This is a genomic window from Pararobbsia alpina (genome assembly GCF_902859895.1).
Taxonomy (GTDB): domain Bacteria; phylum Pseudomonadota; class Gammaproteobacteria; order Burkholderiales; family Burkholderiaceae; genus Pararobbsia; species Pararobbsia alpina.
Genome location: NZ_CADIKM010000002.1, coordinates 304,828 through 322,841, shown reverse-complemented (window position 1 = coordinate 322,841; position 18,014 = coordinate 304,828). Strand labels below are relative to the sequence as shown.

Genomic DNA, 18,014 nt, shown 5'->3' with positions numbered 1-18,014 from the left:
ATCGCGATGGTGCAGGCAATCGTGTTGGAGCTTCTTATCGGCATGGATCGACTGACGGGTTTCGCACGGCGCCTCTGGGGTGGGGCGGGGTGCGCACTGGTTGTTTTGCCGATGTTGTTGCTGGTGCCGCGCGCATGGTGTGCACCGGCGGGCGCAGGTGGCCAGTCGGCGCCGACGGCCCCGACGGCTTCAGCGGCCCCGGCAGCTCCGGCGACCCGGGCAGTCCCGGCAGTCCCGGCAGCCCCGGCGGCCCGGGCAGCCCCGACGGCTCCGGCTCAGGCGGCGTCGATTCCGCCTCATCTGCCGTTTTACATCGCGCGCAAGGCTAACCGGACGGTCTATGTGCTGGGGACACTTCATGCGGCGATGCCGGCGGACTATCCGATGAACCTGCCGTTCCGGCCGGTCATTCTGGATGCGCTCAAACGTTCGGCGGTGCTGGCCTTCGAGTTGTCGCCTGATGATCTGGTGGTCTCGCAAAACGATGTCACGCGCTATGGGGTTTGCGCAAAGCCTTGTCTTCCGAAGCAGTTGCCGGACGAACTATGGAAGCGTCTGCAATGGCGCTTGCGGGACAACCCGGAGGCGCTGACGGAAATCCAGAAGATGCGGCCGTGGCTCGCGGCCTTGCTGATCGAAACGTATGATTCGCTGGCCTCGGGACTGCAGACGGAATACGGAACGGAGGCGCAGCTGGAGAACATCTACACGAAGGATCCGATCATCGGGCTGGAGACGTTGTCGGATCAGATGCGGGCATTTACTGGGCTCAACAGCGCGGAGCAGTGGGAGATGCTGGCGCAGGATCTTTCACAGACGCCTCAGCAAAACGTGGCGGATATGCGGCAGCTGCATGCGCTCTGGCGCGACGGGGACGCGGACCGGCTGGCGGCCTGGAATACGGCACGCTCGCAGCGGCTTGCACAGTCACCGGAGCTTTCGAATGCGCTCGACGAGAAGATCCTGTTCCGCCGTAACCGACGTTTCGCGCGCCGGATTGCACAGCTCAGTCTGCCTGATCGGCCTCTGTTCGTCGCGGTGGGGGTGCTGCACCTCGGCGGGCCTCGCGGAGTGCTGGCCAAGCTTCGGGAGAACGGGTTCACGGTGCAGCCGGGGTGAGCTTTACGCTAAGCACTCATGCCGCTACTCTCATTGCCGTCACCTCAATGCCCTCCGCATCGAAGCGCGCACGAATGCGCCGCGCAAAGGCAAGGGCATGGGGCCCATCGCCATGCAGGCAAAGGGTCTGTGCCTTCAACGGCACCCACTCCCCACTGACGGCACGCACGCGCTGCTCTCGCACCATCGCAAGACTCCGCTCGAGAACAGCGTCCTCATCATCGATCAGCGCACCCGGCTCGCTACGCGGCACGAGGGAACCATCGCTGCGATAACCTCGATCAGCAAATGCTTCCTCGATCGCAAGCAGGCCCGCACGCCTCGCCGCATCGATCAGCTGACTATTGGCAAGGCCAAAGACTGCAATCGATGGATCGAAATCGCGCACGGCGGCAGCGATGGCTTCAGCCATCGGTACGCTGCGCGCGGCCTGGTTGTATAGGGCACCGTGGGGCTTCAGGTGGGCAACCCGCCCGCGCGCGGCGATGGCGAACGCGGACAGGGCACCCAGCTGATAGAGGACGCCGGCATAGATCTCTTCGGGCGGCAGGTCCATCTCCTTGCGTCCGAAGTTCGCGGGGTCGTAAAAACTCGGGTGGGCACCGATCGCCACGCCTTTTTCAACGGCGGCACGCACGCATGTGCGCATGATGGCGGCGCCACCGGCATGCCAGCCGCACGCGATGTTCGCGGAGCTCACAAGGTCGAGCAGGGCGTCGTCGCTGCCGCAGCCCTCGCCAAGGTCGGCGTTCAGGTCGATCTGCCCGGGAAGGTTCATTGTTTTCCTCTCTGTTGTTTCATTTCGAGTGCGGCGGCAACCTGGGTCAGGTAGCGCTGGGTTGCGCGCAGGGCCTCGCGTGCCTCGTCCTGGGTGCACTCGACAAAACGCAACGCGCCGCCGAGTCGGGCCTGGGCGAGTCGCCAAAGGTCGGCGGTGATCACCATGCCGATTTTAGGATATCCGCCGGTGGTCTGGGCATCGGCAAGCAGGACGATGGGCTGGCCGCTCGGGGGGACCTGGATAGTACCGGGCAGCACGGCATGGGAAGGCAGGTCGTGGGTGGCTTCGCGTTCGAGCTGAGGGCCGGATAGTCGGTAACCGACGCGGTTACTGTTGGGGGTGATGTTCCAGTGATGGGTCCAAAAGGATTCCTGGGATGTATCGGTGAACTGGGGATATTCGCGGCCCCGCAGCACGCGCACGGCAACCGTCGGGCCGACGGGGCGGGTACCGACGTACTGGGGAGGCTGACGGGGATAGTCGAATTCGATGAAGCGGCTCCATGCGGGGGCCTTGACGCCGAAGGTGGAGGCTTCGGGGGCAAACATGGGGTCGGCGGACTTGGCGGCACCGACGGGCAAGCGGTCGCCGTCGCGCAAGGCGCGGCCGTCGAATCCGCCAAAGCAGGCTTTGAGGTCGGTGCTGCGAGAACCCACCAGGGAAGGCACGTCGATGCCGCCGGCGACGGCGAGATAGGCGCGCATGCCCCGTCGTGCCCCGCGCAGGGTCAATATCTGGCCGGCCTGCACGGGCAGGCTCCACCACGAGGAGACACTCCTCTGGTCCAGGGAGGTGTTGAAGTCGGTGCCGGTGATGGCGATTCGGCTGGGCTGGTTGAAGCGCAGGCTCACGGGGCCCATGGTGATCTCGAGTCCGGCGGCGTCGGGAGGGTTACCGACGAGGCGGTTCGCGATCTCGAATGAGAGGGGGTCGAGTGCGCCTGCCAGGGCGACGCCGAGGTGGCGATAGCCGTGGCGGCCGAGGTCCTGCACGGAAGTCAGTGCGCCGGCCTTCAGTACGTCGATCAGTGCGCCGGTCATCGGTTGGGTCCGGTCGGCACAAAGCGCACGCGATCGCCAGGGGACAGGCGGGCAGGTACGGCTCGCGCGGGATCGAACAGGACTTCGGCGGTGCGACCAATCAGTTGCCAGCCGCCCGGCGACTCGGTCGGGTAGACGCCGGTCTGGCTGCCACCAATGCCCACGGAGCCGGCGGGTACTTTGAGGCGGGGTTCCTTGTGGCGCGGTGTCGCAAGCCGTGGATCGAGGCCCCCGAGGTAGGCAAAGCCGGGCTGGAAGCCGATGAAGAAGACGATGTATTCGACGCAGGAGTGGCGTTCGATCACTTCGTCGACGGGAATGTCGGCCAGCCGCGCGACGGTTTCGAGGTCGGGACCGTCGCGGCCGCCATAGCGCACGGATACTTCATGGGTCGCGTAGGGGTCGTCGCCGACGGGGCCGCCCGGCTCGGCGCATGCGGCATCGAGTGCTGCGCGCAGGCGGGGCAGGTCGGCCACAAGGGGGTCGAACAGGAGTGTCAGATTGTTCATGCCCGGGATCGCTTCCTCGACGTCGGGCCATTGACGGGCGCACGCGGCGATCTGCCAGATGCGTCGTTGTATCTCGAACGAGATGGCGTCTACTGCGGTGGCGACCAGCGCATGGTCGCCGAGCTCGAAGATTTCAAACGCGGTCATCGTTGGCTTGTCGGTGGAAGGCGGCATGCGGTCCGGCGGCCGGGAAGCCGGTGGCAATTCGTTCCACATTACCAACAAATCCGCCGCAGCGGGCGTTCAATGCGTATCGGGATCGCCATCACGTTCGCGCAGGCGCTTGCCGAGTGGGTCGGGAGCCAATGGCAAGGGCGATGTCCACTCCAGGCGGCCGGTGCGCCGTGGGTCGTCGCGCTGTGTATCGCTCATCTGGCCGGGCATCTCGAAAATCGAACGCGACATCGACCGGTTGGCATGGTCGAGGAGGGGCTGCTCGCGAGGATCGGCGGCGCGGGGCGGTGGGAATCGCTTGCCGAAGGGATTGGGTGAGTTCTCGTCGATCGATCGAGCGCGAACGGGTGGCGGCGACCGTCTGCTGTCCTCGAGTTCGGGGGGATCGAAGACGTTGCGGTATGCGGGGTCGTAACGTGAGGTGTTTGTCTCGGCGTGGAGTCCGGATGAGGGCTGATCAGGCGGCACATTGAGGTGCGTTTCGGGCGACACGCCTGCGTGGTCGGCGCAGGCCTTTGCGTTCAGCGGTACGGTCATCACGACGAGTGCGATCATGGACGCCACCACGATGCGCCAGAACGCGCGACGTCGGCAGCGCGCGGCGGAAATCGTTTCGAACATGCGCTTCTGCCCCCCGGTCAAACTTGTTTCGACCGGGGGCGGATCTGACGCGTTGCGTCATCTATCGCTCGCGCGCACGACTCCTACGGCAGCTCAGCCCTTTCTTGCGAACGCTCGGGTGGGAGATTCTTCGACGCGAATGCGACTGCGCTTCAATGCACGCGCCTGGAGAATGATGACGATCAGCAGAAACACGCCGCGAATCACGGACTGCCAATAGGCGGACAAGCTGATCAGGCCCATACCGTTCTCGAAGTTCAGCATATTGAACACGAGGCCGAGCAGGGCGACGCCGGCGACGGTCATGGCGATCGAGCCCTCGCCGCCGCTTAGCAAGGTGCCGCCGAGCACGACGGCGGAGATCGCGAACAGCTCCCAGCCGACGCCTTCGTTTGGCTGGCCAGCACCGAACTGCGAGGCGAGGATCACGCCGGCGAGGCCCGCCAGTCCGCCCGACACGGCGTAGACAGTGACCAGCAGGCGGTCGATGTTGAGCCCCATGAGGCGGGCGGCTTCCTCGCTGCCGCCGGCGGCGAGTGCATGGCGTCCGAACCGGCTGTAGCCGAGCGCGACGAGCGCGAGCGCGAAAGCGATGAGGGCGGCCCAGGCCGGAATCGGCACGCCGAGCCAGTCTCCCTGGCCAAAGGCGGCGAAACCCGATTCGGCGGAGATCGCGACGGCATCGTTTTGGCCGAGCAGCAGCGCGAGGCCGTGGGCGGCGAGGCTCGTGGCGAGTGTCGTGATGAATGGCAGGATTTTCAGTCTCGTGATGATGAGACCGTTGACGATGCCGGCGAGCAGTCCGGAACCAACGCCGGCGAGCACGGCGAAGGTCGCGCCGTGCGGGCTGATGAGTGCGGCGACGACGCTGCTCATCGCCGCCACGGTGCCGACGGACAGGTCGATGCCGCCGGTGACGATCACGAAGCACATGCCGATCGAGATCAGCGCGAACATCGAGTTATAGCGCCAGAAGGAGCTGATGTTGTACGCCGACACGAAGTTGTCGTAGCGCACGGCACCGAAGGCAACGAGTGCGATCAGCACCAGCAGGATAACGTAGTTCTTTTTCATGAGGAATCCTTCTCGTGTGCCATCAGGCGCGGTTGCGGCGCTGGATGTAGACGGCGGCGACGATGATCGCCGCCTTGACGACTAGCGCGGCCGCGTCGGGCACGCCGTGCGCAAGCAGGGTGTAGCGCACCAGCTGGATGATCAGCGCGCCGAGCAGGGTGCCGCCGATCCAGGCCTTGCCGCCGGTGAGCGCATTGCCGCCCACGGCTACCGCAGCGATCGCGTCGAGTTCGATGCCCACGCCGGTCACGTTCGGATCGGACGATGAATTGATGCCGATCGAGATCAGCCCGGCAAGGCCGGCCAGCGCGCCGCAGACGGAATAGGCGATCATCTTCACGCGCCGCGTCGGCACCCCGCACAGGAATGCCGCGCTCTCGTTGCCCCCGGTCACGAGCAGGTACTGGCCGAACAGGGTCTTGCGCACGATCCAGATGAACAGGCCGACCAGCACGAGCATGACGAACACTTGCACGGGCACACCGGCGATCTTGCCGAGTGCGATCCACTGGAACGCATCGTTGTTGAACACCTGGAGGTTGCCGTCGACGATGACCTGCGCGATGCCGCGCCCCGCGATGAAGAGCACGAGCGTGGCAACGATCGGCTGCACCTTCAGCCGGGTCACGAGCAGGCCGTTGAACACGCCGAACAGGGTGGCGGCCGCGATCGAGCCCAGGAACGCGAGCACGATGCCCATGGGGCCGTCGACATTGAGGAAGATCAGGGGTGCAAGGGTTCCGGCAATCGCCATCGATGCGCCGACCGAAAGATCGATTCCGCCGGTCGCCACCACGAGTGTCATGCCGATCCCGACGATCACGATCGTGACGACCTGGGTGAGGTTCACATTGAAGGTCTGCAGCGACCAGAAGTGCTGGGTGAACAGCAGGTTGAAGGCGAGCAACAAGAGCAGAACGACAATCTCTCTCGTCACCGGCAGCCTGCGCGTGTTGCCGGGCCGGGCCGGCGGCGCGACGGTGCCGGGAATGCCGGGAGTCTCGGGAGTGGCAGGTGCCGCATGAGCGTCGGCAGCGCTCACCGGCGCGCGGTGACCGATGCGCTTCATGGCTGCTCCCGTTGGGTCACGGTCTGGGCGGCTTCGGCAAGCGCGCTTGGCGCACCCGCTCCGAAGGCGATCGCATCCATGATCGACGCTTCGCTGAGTGCCGCGCCGTCGAGTTCGGCGACGCTGCGGCCATCGCGCATCACCACCGCGCGGTCGGCGACGGCGATGAGTTCCTCGAGTTCGGAAGCGGTGAGCAGCACGGCCATACCGGTATTGCGGAGTTCGCGGATGATCTTCGCGATCTCGGCCTTCGCGCCGACATCGATGCCGCGCGTCGGTTCGTCGAGCAGCAGCAGTTTCGGATTCGATGCGAGCCAGCGCGCGAGCAGCACTTTCTGCTGGTTGCCGCCCGAAAGTTCGCGGATCGGCTGGTCGGCATCGCGCAGCTTGATGCCCAGCGATTCGATAAAGCGCTCGACTAGGGCCTTCTGCACGCGCCGGTCGACGACGCCACGCCGCACGAGTGTCGGCAGGCACACGAGGGTGAGGTTGTCGCGCACGGAGAGCTCGGGCACGATGCCTTCGGCCTTGCGGTCTTCGGTCAGCAGCCCCATGCCGCGCCGGATCGCATCCTGGGGCGACTTCAGCGCGACGGCCTCGCCGGCGAGCGACAGGGTGCCCCCGCCGGGTGCTTCGGCGCCGAACATCAGGCGCATGGTTTCCGTGCGGCCGGCGCCGAGCAGGCCGGCGAGGCCGACCGCCTCGCCCGCATGGACCGCGAGTGAGACGTCCTGTACTTTCGGCGCAGCGCGCAGATGGGTCGCGGTGAGCTGCACGGGGCCACGCGCCGAAGGGTCGCGCCCTTCGGCAGCGGCCGGATGCCGGACCACGGCGGCCAGGCTGCGGCCGAGCATGGTCGTCACGAGCTGGAGCTTGTCCATCTCGGCCATCGGTGCGGCGGCAACGGTCTGGCCGTCGCGCATCACGGTCACGCGGTCACAGATCGCATAGAGTTCATCGAGCCGGTGCGAGACGAAGATCACCGCACGTCCGTCGTCGCGCAGGCGGCGCACGACGGTAAACAGCAATTCGACCTCCCGCTCGTCGAGCGACGATGTCGATTCATCTATGATGACCATCCGTGCATTGGCCGAAACGGCACGCGCGAGCGCGACCATCTGCTGGACCGCGGTCGAGAACTGTGCGACCGGCCGATGCACATCGATCGACAGGCCGAACGACGAGAGCAGGGTGTCGGCCTGCCGGTGAATCGAGCGCCAGTCGATCAGGCCGAAGCGCCGCGGCTCGCGCCCGAGAAAGATGTTCTCGGCGATCGAGCGCATGGGCACGAGGTTGATCTCCTGGTAGATGGTGCTGATGCCACCATTGCGCGCCGCTTGCGGCGACGTGAAGTCGACCTCGCGGCCGGCGAAGTAAACCAGGCCCGCGTCGCGGCGATAAGCGCCGGTCAGGATCTTGATGAGGGTCGATTTCCCCGCGCCGTTCTGGCCGATCAGCGCATGCACTTCGCCCGCCGCGACGGACAGGCTCGCGCGGCGCAAGGCGGCGACGCCGCCGAAGCTCTTGTCGATGTCCTGCATTTCCAGGAGCAACGGCGTGGACAAGCTTTCCGACACGATCGATCCTCCTTGCCATCATCGAAGGGAGGGCTGGATCCAGTTCGCCGGAGGCGAGGCCCGTGACGCACTTCACGCATCTCACGCGCATGGAGCCTGTGCGTCATCTGCGCTATATGCGTCACGCCTCACGCGGAGAGAAACCGGACCCAGCACCGCGGTCTGAACGACGAGCCGCTCAGTAGCCATCCTTGAGGTTCGCTTCGACATTGGCCTTGTCGTAGAACTTGTCCGATACCTTGACCCACGGCGGAATCGCCTCGCCCTTCGCATATTTCTGCGCGACATCGCAGGCGAGCGGCCCGAAGAACGGCGAGGACTGGACGTCGGCGCCGAGTTCGCCCGACTTGACCGCTTCCAGGGCGCCGCGCGTGCCGTCGATCGACACCAGCACGATGTCCTTGCCCGGGGTCTTGCCGGCCGCCTTGATCGCGGCGATTGCGCCGAGCGCCATTTCGTCGTTGTGCGCATAGACGGCGGTCACCTCCGGATGCGCCTGCAGCAGCGTTTCCATGACCTTGCGACCGGTGTCGCGCGCGAAGTCGCCCGACTGCGAAGCGATGATCTTCATGTCGGGGTGCGAAGCGATCGCGTCGTCGAAGCCTTTCTTGCGATCGTTCGCCGCCGACGCGCCCGTCGTGCCTTCGAGCTCGATGATGTTCGCCTTGCCGTTGGTCGCCTTGATCAGCCAGTCCGCCGAGCGCTTGCCCTGGTCGATGAAGTCGGAGCCGATGAAGGTGATGTAGTCCTTGCCGGCAACGGCGAGGGACTGGTCGACGTTGCGGTCGACGAGAATCACGGGGATATTGGCTTTCTTCGCCTCGAGAATCACGGGCGCAAGCGGCTTCTCTTCACGCGGCGGGAAGACCAGCAGGTCGACCTTCTGCGCGATCATGCTGCGGATGTCGGAGACCTGCTTCGCAGCGGAGCTGTTCGCATCGGTCATCACCATCTGCCAGCCGCACTTGGACGCGATGTCCTTGAACGACTTCGTTTCGGCGAGACGCCACGGATTGTTGCTCTCGGTCTGGGCAAAGCCGACCTTGAGGGGTTTCTTCTGCGCAATTTTCGGCAGAGGTGCATCGTCGGCCGATGCGGCACCCGCGGCGGCAGCGCAGACCACGGCGATCATCGAGACAAGCAGGGGACGGGACCAGCGTGAATGATTCGGCATGTCTTTCCTCCAGGAATGTTTTTGTCAAAAACGCGATGCGTTTCCAATTCAACGGCCCTACTCCTACGTTTTTATTGTTATCGGTGTCTCCGAGAAACCTTGGCCTTCAGGGTTGGGAAGTGAGGAGACGGTTTGGGTGTTGTTTCCGCGCTCCGGTCGAGCGGTCCGTCGAGCTTGACCACGCACTTGCGCAGCGGCGCTCCGCCTCGCGGTTCGGGTCCTCCCGCAGCATATTGGTGGCCGCCCACGCGCGCCAAGGCATGATTTACCCGTAGGACTCGGCATCCATCCGGCAAACCATCAATCGTATTTTCGCCAAGCGGAAACGGCGGTAAATTGTGCCGGACTCCTTACACGCTCCGACTGGCTAGCGGCAAAAAATCGAGTTTCGAAAATCGCTGCTCACCTCTCGTAGATAAAGGATTGGCTACTTTTCGAGAAAGCGGGATGGGAAGCTGTTGCCCCCCTCAACCCCATGCTACAGTGCGCGACGCCAGCCCTCGTTGCATAGTGGACAAGGGCCCGTTACCGGCGCCACACCGGCCGCACTCCGCCATTTTTCACGTCGCTGGCGTAACTCACGTTCGCGATACAGCAAAAAGGGAGCACTCTCATGGATGCACCGGACGGAACCCGCTTGGCCCAGATTCTCTCCACGCATCAAGACGAAGTGCTCAGTGCGTGGCTAGGCCAGCACCTCGCGCTCGCGTCGCGTCGCGGACTGACAAGCGAAGCGGAGATACGCGAACAGTTTCGAGCTTTCCTGAACAGCTTCATCGACACGCTCAACCGCGCCGAATCGCTCGACCCCGACCGCTCCGACTGGGACGCGCTTCGCGCCTCGCTTGCCGACATCGCCACTCTGCGCGCGCGCCAGGGCTTCTCGCCCGTCGAGACCGCCACCTTCGTGTTCTCGCTCAAGCAGCCCCTGTTCACGCAGTTGCGCACGGCAGTGGCCAGCGAGCCGGCCAAGCTGGCCACGCTGAGCTGGTCGGTCAATATGCTGCTCGACTCGTTCGGCCTCTATACGATGGAGGTTTACCAGAAGAGCCGCGAACAGGTGATCGCACGGCAGCAGCAGGAACTGCTCGAACTGTCGACCCCGGTCGTCCAGCTCTGGGAAGGCATTCTCGCCCTGCCCCTGATCGGCACACTCGACTCCTCGCGCACTCAGGTCGTGATGGAAAGCCTGCTGCAAAAGATCGTCGAGACGGGTGCGGGCATCGCGATCATCGACATCACGGGCGTGCCGACCGTCGACACCCTGGTGGCCCAGCATCTGCTCAAGACAGTCGCGGCCGCGCGCCTCATGGGTGCGGACTGCATCATCAGCGGCATTCGCCCGCAGATCGCACAGACCATCGTGCATCTCGGCGTCAATCTCTCGAACGTGATCACCAAGTCGACGCTCGCCGATGCGTTCGTCATCGCCCTCCAGCGCACGGGCAGACCGTTGCCGAGCACTTCGATCACAGCCCCGGTGGCCCCCGTCCCTTCGCAAGACTTCCGGTAAGACGATGCCATGGAGCGAATTCCGATTCTTCGGATGGGACGGTTCCTGATCGTGACGATCCAGGTCGACATGCACGACCGGCTCGCGATGACCCTGCAAGAGGACCTGACTGCGCGCATCGTGCAGGACAGGGCGCAGGGCGTGCTGATCGACATCTCTTCGCTCGATATGGTCGACTCGTTCATCGGCAGGATGATCGGCAACACGGCGGCGATGGCAAGTGTGCTCGACGCGCAGACCGTCGTGGTCGGCATGCAGCCGTCGGTCGCGATCACCCTCGTCGAACTCGGGCTCACGCTGTCGGGCGTGCGCACGGCGTTGAACGTCGAGAAGGGCATGGCTCTGCTCCAGCGGGGGCGCTGAGATGCGCGTGCCCATGCGCGCCGGGAGGGCCACGTGATGGATTTTTCGGCGCCGCGCGACCCGTTCGCCCGCGACCGGGTCGAAGTCCGGCCGCTCGCGACCTTCAGCCTGCGTTCCGATGAGGAGATCGTGCGTTTGCGCCAGGCGCTGCGCGAACAGGCTGTCGCATACGGTTTTTCACTCGTCGAACAGACCAAATTCGTGACGGCCGCGAGCGAGCTGGCGCGTAACACGCTGCGTTATGGCGGCGGCGGCGATGCACACCTGACGGCACTCGTGGACGGCACCCGCAAGGGCCTTCGACTGAGCTTCGTCGATCATGGCCCGGGGATTGCTGATCTGAACAGCGCCTTGAGGGACGGATTCACGACAGGTGGTGGGCTCGGACTTGGTCTGGGCGGTGCCAAGCGCCTGTGCGACGAGTTCCAGATCGAATCGGCGCCGGGCGAGGGCGCGACCGTCACGATTACCAAATGGAAGCTGTTTTGAACAATGTACCGTTCGCTCATAGGGCTTTCGCGATCGCCGATGCCAGTAGCGTCGCGTTCGCGCGCCGCGGTGCGGTCGACGCCGCACGCGAAGTCGGGCTGAGCGAGACGAACGCAGGCCGCGTGGCGCTCGTCGTCACAGAAGCAGCGACCAATATTCTCAAGCATGCGGGTCAGGGCGAAATCCTCGTCCGCGGGCTGCACACCGCCGAACCTGATCCCTTCGGCAGCTATGCGGGTGCCTCGGGCGTCGCGGGCGTCGAGGTATTCGCACTCGACAACGGCCCGGGCATCGGCGACCTGAATGCGGCATTCGCGGACGGCCACTCTTCGACTGGTACGCCCGGTACAGGGCTCGGCGCGATCCGGCGGCTCTCGGACGAACTCTCGGTCTATTCCCAGGCGGGCATCGGCACCGCGATTCGCGCGCTGGTGCAGACCGGCAGCCAGGACCCAGCCCGTTCGGGCACCCTCGACATCGGCATGATTGGCGTCTGCTATCCCGGCGAAACTGTATGCGGCGACGCGTGGGCCATCAACACCGATACGCAGGGCTTGACCCTTCTCGTCGTCGATGGCCTGGGCCACGGCGTCGACGCGCACCGCGCGGCGGCGAGCGCGGTCGGCATCCTTCAGTTGAACCCCGGACGCCCGCCGGCCGAACTGCTCGAGCGCATGCACGATGCCTTGCGTCCCACGCGCGGCGCGGCCGGCGCGGTCGCCCGCATCGATCTCGCCGCGGCAACCGTAACCTTTGCCGGCATCGGCAACATTAGCGGCTGTGTGATCGCCGAGCACGATGCAGGCTTCGACCCCGCCGGCCGTACGCGCGGCGCTGGCACTTCGCCTTCACGCCAGCTCGTCTCGCACAACGGCATTGTCGGCCATACGATGCGCAAGACCCAGGAGTTCACGGCGCCCTGGCCGCGCGGCTGCATGCTCGTCATGCATTCCGATGGCATCGGCACGCGCTGGGACGTCGCACGCTATCCCGGCCTGTCGCACCGCCCGGCGGCCCTGATCGCCGCCGTGCTGTACCGCGACTTCTCACGGCGACACGACGATGCGACCGTCGTCGTCGTCAAAGCCAATCACGTTTGAGGGCCTTGCGATGCGGTTGCGGATCCTGTGCATGACGATCGAGAACGAACAGGGCGTCGTGGCCGCGCGTCAGCGCTCGCGCGACATCGCCCGGCAACTCGGTTGTTCCACACTGGATCAGACACGCGTCGCAACGGCGGTATCCGAGATCGCCCGCAATGCGTTCGACTACGCGCGCGACGGTCGGGTCGACTTCGAGATCGAAGGCACCTCGCAGCCGCAGTTGCTGCTGGTCCGGATCACCGACAAGGGCCCCGGCATCGCCGATCTCGAAACGCTGCTGAGCGGCAACTACCGTTCGACGACCGGCATGGGCATCGGCATCGTCGGCAGCCAGCGGCTCATGGACCAGTGCACGATCGAGTCCACCGAGCGCGGCACGGTCGTCACGCTCAAGAAGCTGCTGCCGGACACCGCGCCGCTCGTGACGCCCGAGCTCATAGGCGAGCTCGGCGAAATGCTCGCGGCGAGCCACCCGGGCGGCTCGTTCGAGGAGATCCAGCAGCAGAACCGCGAACTGATGGCAACGCTCGCCGACCTGCGCGATCGGCAACTCGAACTCACCCATCTGACCCAGGAACTGGAGGACACCAATCGAGGCGTCGTCGCGCTGTATGCGGAGCTCGACGAGTGGGCCGACCATCTGCGGCGGGCCGATGACATGAAGTCGCGCTTCCTGTCGAATATGAGCCACGAGTTCCGCACGCCGCTCAGTTCGATACGCGCCCTCTCGAACCTCCTGCTCGACCGGGTCGACGGTGAGCTCGGTGCGGAGCAGGAGCGTCAGGTCACGTTTATTCGCAAGGCCGCCGAGGATCTCTCCGAAATCGTCAACGACCTGCTCGATCTCGCGAAGATCGAGGCGGGCAAGATCGAGATCCGTCCCGCGCCGTTCGAGGTCGCGAATCTCTTCTCGGCCTTGCGCGGCATGCTGCGCCCGCTGCTCGTCGGCAATGCCGTCGACCTCGTGTTCGACGATGCGGGCGCGCTGCCCACGCTTTGCACCGACGAGGCAAAGATCGCGCAGATCGTGCGCAACTTCGTTTCGAACGCGCTGAAGTTTACCGTGCGCGGCGAAGTGCGCGTCAGCGCGCGGCTCACGGCGGACGGCCGCAGCGTGAAGTTCTCGGTGTCGGACACCGGCATCGGCATCGCGCCGGACGACCAGCAGTTGATCTTCGAGGAGTTCGGCCAGATCGAGCATCCGCTGCAGCAGCGCGTCAAGGGCACGGGTCTCGGCTTGCCGCTGTGCAGCAAGCTCTGCACCCTGCTGGGTGGCCAAATAAGCCTGACCAGCCTGCCCGGGAAGGGGTCGACGTTTTCCGCGACGATCCCCTGCCGCTATGCCGATGCGCACGGGGGCGAATTCGATCTCGCGAACCTCGATCGTCTCGACGCGGACCGCATACCCGTGCTCGTCATCGAGGACGAGCCACAGGTGCGGCTCGTCTACGAAGGCTATCTGCGCAATACGCGCTACCAGCCGATATCGGTCGGGAACCTGCGCCATGCGGCGACGGTGCTCGACAGGATCATGCCGGGCGCGGTCGTGCTCGACATCCTGCTCGGTGGAGAAGACAGCTGGCTGTGGCTCGCGCAAACCAAGGCCGCGTCGCGCACCCATGCGATTCCGGTCATTGTCGCGAGCGAAGCCGAAGACCCGCGCAAGGGTCATGCGCTCGGGGCCGACGCGTATTTCATCAAGCCGCTCTCGCGCGACGTGCTGGTCGCCGCGCTCAACCGGCTCGCGATCCCGCCCGCGAAGACCGACCGCAACACAAGCAGCGAAGCGGGCAGCAGGGCCGCCGGGGACGGCGAAGGCATGCTGCCCGCGCAGCGCGGGGCCGGCCCATGACGACGCCCACGCATGCCCTGATCCTCAATGTGGACGACAACGACGGCGCACGCTATGCGAAGACGCGCATGCTCGCGCGCGCGGGCTTCGATGTGATCGAGGCCGCGACCGGCAACGTCGCGCTCGAGAAAGTCCGCGAACACAGCCCCGATCTCGTGCTGCTCGACGTCAAGCTGCCCGACATCAACGGCCTCGAAGTCTGTCGGCGCATCAAGCTCGATCCGCTGACGGCCGCCACGCTCGTCCTGCAGACCTCGGCGGCGGCGGTCCACACGATCGACAAGGTGCGCGCGCTCGACGGCGGTGCCGATAGCTACCTGACCGAGCCGATCGAACCGGCCGAACTGATCGCGAACGTGCGTGCGCTGCTACGCCTGCGCCGCGCCGAAAGCGCGCTGCGCGAGAGCGAGGAACGTTTCCGCGAGCTTGCCGAGAATATCGACGATGTGTTCTGGATGTTCGATCCCGCGAACGACGTCCTGCTCTATGTGAGCCCGGCATATCGGACGCTCTGGGGGCGTGAGCTGGCGCCGTTCGAACGCGGCGCGGATCATTGGACGGTAGGCGTGCATCCCGAGGACCGTACGCGTATCGCAAGTGCCTACGAGGTGTTGCGGCGCGAAGGGCGCTATGAAGAGGAATACCGGATCGTGCGGCCCGACGATACGGTCCGCTGGGTCCGCGAACGCGCGTTCCCGGTGCCGGATGCAACGGGGCGCACCTACCGGCTCGCGGGCATCACGACCGACATTACCGGCCGCAAGACCGGCGAGCTCTTGCTGCGCGAAGCCGATCGCCGCAAGGACCAGTTTCTCGCGATGCTCGCGCACGAACTGCGCAATCCCCTCGCGCCGATCCGTCATGCGGTCGAGATCATGGACCCGCGCAAATCCCTGCCCGCCGCGATGCTCGACGCCGCGCGCATGATCGTCTCGCGCCAGGTCACCCATCTGAGCAGGCTAGTCGACGACCTGCTCGACGTCTCGCGGATCACGCAGGGTAAAATCACGCTCAAGTACGAGATCGTGGACCTCGCGACCGCCATCTCGACCGCGATCGAGACGGTGCGGCCGGCGCTCGACAAGAAGCATCACACCCTGCGCGTCGAATTGCCCTCCACCCCTTCGACGCTGCTCGGCGATTCGGTGCGTATCGCGCAGGTGATCGGCAACCTGCTCTCCAATGCATCGAAGTACACCCCCGACGGGGGTACGATCGTGTTGTCGGCCGAACTCGGCGCCGGTGAAATCGCGATTCATGTGCGCGACAACGGCATCGGCATCGACGCCGACATCCTCCCGCATATCTTCGAACTGTTCGTGCAATCGGAGAACTCGCTCGAGCGCGCGGAGGGCGGCCTCGGCATCGGGCTGTCACTCGCCCGTGCCCTCGTCGAACTGCATGGCGGCCGGATCGAGGCCCATTCGGCGGGCATCGGTCAGGGCAGCGAATTCATTGCGATATGGCCGCAGAGCCTCGCGCCTGCGAGCCGTACGCCCCTTACAAAGGAAGTTGTCGTGGCTGATGAAGTCCAGACGCGCCGGGTCTTGCTGGTCGACGATAGTGTCGATGCGGCCTCGGCCATGTCACTGCTGCTCGAAACGCTTGGGCATGAGGTCCATGTTGCACACAACGGCTTCGCCGCCCTCGAGGCGGCCGGCGTATTCGCACCAGAAGTCGTGATCCTCGATATCGGCCTGCCCGGCATGGACGGTTTCCAGATCGCGCGTACGATGCGTGAACGCGCGGACACCGTTGGCGCACTGTTGATCGCGCTGACCGGCTATGGCCAGGCGAGCGACCGGCAACGTTCGCACGAGGCGGGTTTTGACCATCATTTCGTGAAGCCCGTGTCGTTCGACGATATCGAACGCCTGATCGCGAAATCCGGTGCACCCGGCCTGCCGCGCAATCTTGCCCCGCTGCAGGGCCACAACGGCACCGCAGGGTAAGCGGTATGCGCGATGGCCCGCGCGGTGACGCGGCGGCCGCGCGCGATTCAGGCGGGCCTCAGACGAGCGACATAGGGCAGGTGGTCCGATAACCACGCCGTGCGGCGGTCGGGCTCGATCAGATCGACCGGCGCGAAACCCCGCACGAACATCTTGTCGAGCGCGAGCGTCGGCGAGAACGCGGGAAAGGTCTTGCCGGGCCTGCCGAGCGCAGTGGCCACCTCGGTCAAGCCGAGCGCGCCGAACAGCGGCACCGAGTCGTTCTTCCAGTCGTTGAAATCTCCGGCGAGCACGAGCGGACCGCTCGGCGCATCACGCTCGATCCAGTGAGCGATCCACGTCATCTGGCGCAGACGCGCCGTGCGCGTGAGCGCCAGGTGCGCGCAGAGCAGGTTCACGTCGAGGCCATGGAACTTGACCCGCGCAACGAGCAGCCCGCGCCGCTCGAAGCGGTGCGCCGAGATGTCCCAGCGCCCCCCGAGATCGAGCGGGTGCGGCGACAGGATGGCGTTGCCGTGCCGCCATGACGGCCGGAACACATTCTGTCCGAGTGCGAGTTCGAGCTTCAGCGACTTGGCGATTTCCGTCGCCTGGCAATCCCAGAGGTCGGCGGGCAGCGCGTCCATCGCCTCGCCGAAGCGGATCGCGCTCGCCGCGAGCGGCACGCGGCGCGCCATGGCCTCCTGGAGAAAATAGGCGTCTGCGCCAACGGAGCGAATCCAGTCGCGCATCCCATTGAAGGCCTGCATGCCGAGCGGCGTGCGCCCCTTGTGCAGGTTCCAGCTGACCGCGAGGAACTCGTTGCGGCCGAACAGCATCGGATCGTCGGAATTTCTCATGCGCAGGCGAGTCAGGCGCTCCAGCTAGTGAGAGGTGTTGTCGTCAGGTACCGTCACGTCGGGCACGCCCGCTCCCGGCGCGTCGGTGGCCGGCGTGGCGGACGGGGCGGTGGCCGGGGTGATGGTCGGGGTGATGGTCGGCGTGGCGGCCGGGTGGGCCGCTGATGCGGCGCCGGAGATCGTGCCCGCGGCGACAGCTGCATTGCCGGCAGAAGCCGCGGGGCCGCTCGCCGGCACCGTCCCCTGGGATTTTGGTGTCGCGGACGGGTCGACCGTCGCCTGCAGGCGATAGGTCAGCACGGGATCATGTGCGACGACCGGCCAGTCGGTCCAACCCGAGGCACTCACCATCAATGCGGGATGAGTCGCATGGACGACGCGCGGCTGTGGCGGCAGCGTGCAGCCTTCGCCCGTGCGCTGTGCGGCCGCGTCCTCGAGCATCTCGGTCGCATCGATCATGAAACTCACACCGCGTTCGTCACTCGTCGAGGGCGTCACGGCAATGCTGCGAGTCAGCACGATATGTGCCGCCGGCATTTGAGCGCAGCCGACCACGTGGGTCGCCTCGTGCTCACGCGTCTCGGTCTGGGTCTGTTCGAGCGGGGTATCGGCCTTGAACGTATCGACCGTTTCGCCGTTCTGGATCACTTCGAGCTGCCAATGGACGAGGGGAGTCGAGACCTGTGCATGCGCGTGGCCGGCCATCACGCATGATAGTGCGAAGAGCAGCGCAGGCACTCGACGCAACGGCACCTTCATGGAAGC

At 65.5% G+C, this 18,014-nt stretch carries 17 protein-coding genes and 1 pseudogene; 8 read left to right on the top strand and 10 right to left on the bottom strand.

The window, feature by feature from the left end:
- The first annotated feature begins 6 nt into the window (after positions 1 to 6).
- Complete coding sequence (locus tag HV670_RS03535; protein ID WP_175103246.1) at positions 7 to 1,119, top strand: TraB/GumN family protein; 1,113 nt, start codon at positions 7 to 9, stop codon at positions 1,117 to 1,119.
- A gap of 16 nt (positions 1,120 to 1,135) precedes the next feature.
- On the opposite strand, the gene pxpA is transcribed toward HV670_RS03535, so the two are convergent.
- The 8 genes from pxpA to HV670_RS03495 form a co-directional block, all read right to left on the bottom strand.
- Positions 1,136 to 1,897 (bottom strand): 5-oxoprolinase subunit PxpA, encoded by a 762-nt coding sequence (gene pxpA, locus HV670_RS03530; RefSeq protein WP_175103245.1) that lies wholly within the window; start codon positions 1,895 to 1,897, stop codon positions 1,136 to 1,138.
- The gene (locus tag HV670_RS03525; protein WP_175103365.1) at positions 1,894 to 2,928 is read right to left on the bottom strand and encodes a 5-oxoprolinase subunit C family protein; all 1,035 of its coding nucleotides are present in this window, start codon (positions 2,926 to 2,928) and stop codon (positions 1,894 to 1,896) included. Before HV670_RS03525 ends, pxpA begins: the two co-directional genes overlap by 4 nt.
- Before the next feature lie 8 nt (positions 2,929 to 2,936).
- A complete protein-coding gene (gene pxpB / locus HV670_RS03520; RefSeq protein WP_175103244.1) occupies positions 2,937 to 3,596 on the bottom strand; it encodes a 5-oxoprolinase subunit PxpB in 660 nt (219 codons plus the stop codon).
- 96 nt (positions 3,597 to 3,692) lie between these two features.
- Complete coding sequence (locus HV670_RS03515; protein ID WP_175103243.1) at positions 3,693 to 4,244, bottom strand: hypothetical protein; 552 nt, start codon at positions 4,242 to 4,244, stop codon at positions 3,693 to 3,695.
- 93 nt (positions 4,245 to 4,337) lie between these two features.
- Complete coding sequence (locus HV670_RS03510; protein WP_175103242.1) at positions 4,338 to 5,318, bottom strand: ABC transporter permease; 981 nt, start codon at positions 5,316 to 5,318, stop codon at positions 4,338 to 4,340.
- Positions 5,319 to 5,340: 22 nt separating this feature from the next.
- Complete coding sequence (locus tag HV670_RS03505; protein WP_175103241.1) at positions 5,341 to 6,387, bottom strand: ABC transporter permease; 1,047 nt, start codon at positions 6,385 to 6,387, stop codon at positions 5,341 to 5,343.
- The gene (locus HV670_RS03500; protein ID WP_175103364.1) at positions 6,384 to 7,928 is read right to left on the bottom strand and encodes a sugar ABC transporter ATP-binding protein; all 1,545 of its coding nucleotides are present in this window, start codon (positions 7,926 to 7,928) and stop codon (positions 6,384 to 6,386) included. Before HV670_RS03500 ends, HV670_RS03505 begins: the two co-directional genes overlap by 4 nt.
- A 214-nt stretch (positions 7,929 to 8,142) precedes the next feature.
- A complete protein-coding gene (locus HV670_RS03495; protein WP_175103240.1) occupies positions 8,143 to 9,138 on the bottom strand; it encodes an ABC transporter substrate-binding protein in 996 nt (331 codons plus the stop codon).
- A gap of 613 nt (positions 9,139 to 9,751) precedes the next feature.
- Between HV670_RS03495 and HV670_RS03490 the strand changes: the two genes are divergently transcribed.
- The 7 genes and pseudogenes from HV670_RS03490 (at position 9,752) to HV670_RS03465 (ending at position 16,410) form a co-directional block, all read left to right on the top strand.
- Entirely contained in the window at positions 9,752 to 10,651 is a 900-nt protein-coding gene (locus HV670_RS03490) for an STAS domain-containing protein (protein WP_175103239.1), read from the top strand.
- A gap of 9 nt (positions 10,652 to 10,660) precedes the next feature.
- Positions 10,661 to 11,014, top strand: a complete 354-nt coding sequence (locus HV670_RS03485) for an STAS domain-containing protein (RefSeq protein WP_175103238.1) — start codon at positions 10,661 to 10,663, stop codon at positions 11,012 to 11,014.
- Positions 11,015 to 11,050: 36 nt separating this feature from the next.
- Complete coding sequence (locus HV670_RS03480; RefSeq protein WP_175103363.1) at positions 11,051 to 11,503, top strand: anti-sigma regulatory factor; 453 nt, start codon at positions 11,051 to 11,053, stop codon at positions 11,501 to 11,503.
- Complete coding sequence (locus HV670_RS03475; RefSeq protein WP_175103237.1) at positions 11,488 to 12,603, top strand: ATP-binding SpoIIE family protein phosphatase; 1,116 nt, start codon at positions 11,488 to 11,490, stop codon at positions 12,601 to 12,603. Before HV670_RS03480 ends, HV670_RS03475 begins: the two co-directional genes overlap by 16 nt.
- A pseudogene (locus HV670_RS03470) lies at positions 12,566 to 13,930 on the top strand (ATP-binding protein); the annotation flags it as partial. The gene HV670_RS03475 and the pseudogene HV670_RS03470, both read left to right, overlap by 38 nt.
- 84 nt (positions 13,931 to 14,014) lie before the next feature.
- Positions 14,015 to 14,458: a response regulator gene (locus tag HV670_RS32185; protein WP_425511379.1), complete on the top strand. Its 444-nt coding sequence runs from the start codon at positions 14,015 to 14,017 to the stop codon at positions 14,456 to 14,458.
- Positions 14,455 to 16,410, top strand: a complete 1,956-nt coding sequence (locus HV670_RS03465; protein ID WP_175103235.1) for an ATP-binding response regulator — start codon at positions 14,455 to 14,457, stop codon at positions 16,408 to 16,410. Before HV670_RS32185 ends, HV670_RS03465 begins: the two co-directional genes overlap by 4 nt.
- A gap of 47 nt (positions 16,411 to 16,457) precedes the next feature.
- On the opposite strand, the gene HV670_RS03460 is transcribed toward HV670_RS03465, so the two are convergent.
- Both HV670_RS03460 and HV670_RS03455 read right to left on the bottom strand, forming a co-directional pair.
- Positions 16,458 to 17,249, bottom strand: a complete 792-nt coding sequence (locus tag HV670_RS03460; protein WP_175103234.1) for an endonuclease/exonuclease/phosphatase family protein — start codon at positions 17,247 to 17,249, stop codon at positions 16,458 to 16,460.
- A 24-nt stretch (positions 17,250 to 17,273) separates the two neighbouring features.
- Positions 17,274 to 18,008, bottom strand: a complete 735-nt coding sequence (locus HV670_RS03455) for a hypothetical protein (RefSeq protein ID WP_175103233.1) — start codon at positions 18,006 to 18,008, stop codon at positions 17,274 to 17,276.
- Between the last annotated feature and the right edge of the window lie 6 nt (positions 18,009 to 18,014).

Bases quoted from the DNA above. Each gene is read 5' to 3' on its own strand.
- HV670_RS03535 (WP_175103246.1), top strand. From the start codon at position 7: ATGGTGCAGGCAATCGTGTTGGAGCTTCTTATCGGCATGGATCGACTG.
- pxpA (WP_175103245.1), bottom strand. From the start codon at position 1,897: ATGAACCTTCCCGGGCAGATCGACCTGAACGCCGACCTTGGCGAGGGC.
- pxpB (WP_175103244.1), bottom strand. From the start codon at position 3,596: ATGACCGCGTTTGAAATCTTCGAGCTCGGCGACCATGCGCTGGTCGCC.
- HV670_RS03515 (WP_175103243.1), bottom strand. From the start codon at position 4,244: ATGTTCGAAACGATTTCCGCCGCGCGCTGCCGACGTCGCGCGTTCTGG.
- HV670_RS03510 (WP_175103242.1), bottom strand. From the start codon at position 5,318: ATGAAAAAGAACTACGTTATCCTGCTGGTGCTGATCGCACTCGTTGCC.
- HV670_RS03505 (WP_175103241.1), bottom strand. From the start codon at position 6,387: ATGAAGCGCATCGGTCACCGCGCGCCGGTGAGCGCTGCCGACGCTCAT.
- HV670_RS03500 (WP_175103364.1), bottom strand. From the start codon at position 7,928: ATGCAGGACATCGACAAGAGCTTCGGCGGCGTCGCCGCCTTGCGCCGC.
- HV670_RS03495 (WP_175103240.1), bottom strand. From the start codon at position 9,138: ATGCCGAATCATTCACGCTGGTCCCGTCCCCTGCTTGTCTCGATGATC.
- HV670_RS03490 (WP_175103239.1), top strand. From the start codon at position 9,752: ATGGATGCACCGGACGGAACCCGCTTGGCCCAGATTCTCTCCACGCAT.
- HV670_RS03485 (WP_175103238.1), top strand. From the start codon at position 10,661: ATGGAGCGAATTCCGATTCTTCGGATGGGACGGTTCCTGATCGTGACG.
- HV670_RS03480 (WP_175103363.1), top strand. From the start codon at position 11,051: ATGGATTTTTCGGCGCCGCGCGACCCGTTCGCCCGCGACCGGGTCGAA.
- HV670_RS03475 (WP_175103237.1), top strand. From the start codon at position 11,488: ATGGAAGCTGTTTTGAACAATGTACCGTTCGCTCATAGGGCTTTCGCG.
- HV670_RS03465 (WP_175103235.1), top strand. From the start codon at position 14,455: ATGACGACGCCCACGCATGCCCTGATCCTCAATGTGGACGACAACGAC.
- HV670_RS03460 (WP_175103234.1), bottom strand. From the start codon at position 17,249: ATGAGAAATTCCGACGATCCGATGCTGTTCGGCCGCAACGAGTTCCTC.
- HV670_RS03455 (WP_175103233.1), bottom strand. From the start codon at position 18,008: ATGAAGGTGCCGTTGCGTCGAGTGCCTGCGCTGCTCTTCGCACTATCA.